Here is a 680-nt window from a genome sequence, read left to right as displayed (position 1 = left end):
GGTGTAGCTTCTATTGAAGTCCATCTAGGATTTAATCCAAAACTACTTGGCGAAGTCCTTCATGTACTCCAAACACATGTTAAATAAATCACAAGTAGATCGTGTGTATCTAGCATGCGGTCCAACCGATCTACGTAAATCGATTGATGGATTGGCGGTCATTGTACAAGAAAGTTTTCAACTTGATCCGTTTTCTTCACACTTTTTTGTCTTCTGTAATCGTAAGCGGGATAAACTGAAAATTCTTCATTGGGATCATAATGGATTTTGGCTTTATTATCGTCGACTTGAAAAAGGGCTTTTTCAATGGCCCAATGGGCAATCGTTGCCACTTGCGATAAGTTCACGCCAATTTAACTGGTTACTCGATGGGTTGCCTATCGAACAAAAAGAAGCTCATCCAAAAGTCTCTGCACAAATTATTATATAAGAAAAGGAATTCGGCTCTCGGTGTCGAATTCCTTTTAATATGGAAAAAATGATTAACGTCCCACCCGTAACAATTGAAGAACTCGCAGCGAAGAATGCGGAGTTGGAAAAACAAAATGAAGCACTACAGGCTAAACTAAAGTGGCTAGAAGAACAATTCCGCCTCAGCCAACAAAAGAAATTCGGTGCATCCAGTGAGAAAACCAATCCCGATCAGCTCGCACTTTCTCTGTTCAACGAAGTAGAGATAA

General features: G+C 40.0%; 2 protein-coding genes. Both read left to right on the top strand.

All coding sequences use genetic code 11. The features are described 5' to 3' along the window. Positions 1-61 precede the first annotated feature (61 nt). A complete protein-coding gene (gene tnpB / locus AMS59_RS00230) occupies positions 62-430 on the top strand; it encodes an IS66 family insertion sequence element accessory protein TnpB (RefSeq protein WP_082337326.1) in 369 nt (122 codons plus the stop codon). Between the two features lie 48 nt (positions 431-478). Continuing rightward, positions 479-680: transposase (locus AMS59_RS26100; protein WP_369814291.1), on the top strand; the 202-nt coding region annotated here is incomplete at its 3' end.

The organism is Lysinibacillus sp. FJAT-14745 (genome assembly GCF_001275675.1).
Lineage (GTDB): Bacteria > Bacillota > Bacilli > Bacillales_A > Planococcaceae > Lysinibacillus.
Note: the sequence above shows the minus strand (reverse complement) of the source record. Positions and strands in the feature narration are given on the sequence as shown.

Bases quoted from the DNA above. Each gene is read 5' to 3' on its own strand.
- tnpB (WP_082337326.1), top strand. From the start codon at position 62: ATGTACTCCAAACACATGTTAAATAAATCACAAGTAGATCGTGTGTAT.